Source organism: Loktanella sp. SALINAS62 (genome assembly GCF_018263905.1).
Classification (GTDB): Bacteria; Pseudomonadota; Alphaproteobacteria; order Rhodobacterales; family Rhodobacteraceae; genus Loktanella.
Genome location: NZ_JAAFZU010000025.1, coordinates 1 through 281, shown reverse-complemented (window position 1 = coordinate 281; position 281 = coordinate 1). Strand labels below are relative to the sequence as shown.

The following is a 281-nucleotide window of genomic DNA, read 5'->3' as shown; positions in this document are numbered from 1 at the left end:
AAGTCTTCGATGCCGATCATGCGGAAAAGAAACGTATTGGCTGCGTTGTTTCTGTCGCGGTCGAGAGAGGTGACGACACGGACGGCGGTCTTAGAGTCGGGATCTGCGGTGAAGGTTCTGGTTTCACTTAGGAATGTGCCAAATTCGATGTCAGTCGTTGTCAAGGCACCTTTGAACGAGGCGCCGCCAAGTATCTGGTCCGTAAGGTCGACTGCATCGGCGCGCGCCTGCTCATGCTTTTGGGTTGAGCGACGATATAGTGCTGCATGAGCGGCCTGATC

The 281-nt window shown here is 54.8% G+C and carries 1 protein-coding gene; it reads right to left on the bottom strand.

Going from position 1 to position 281, the window contains the following annotated elements:
- A partial coding sequence (locus tag GZH79_RS09215; RefSeq protein WP_211643503.1) for a hypothetical protein occupies positions 1-281 on the bottom strand: 281 nt, incomplete at both ends.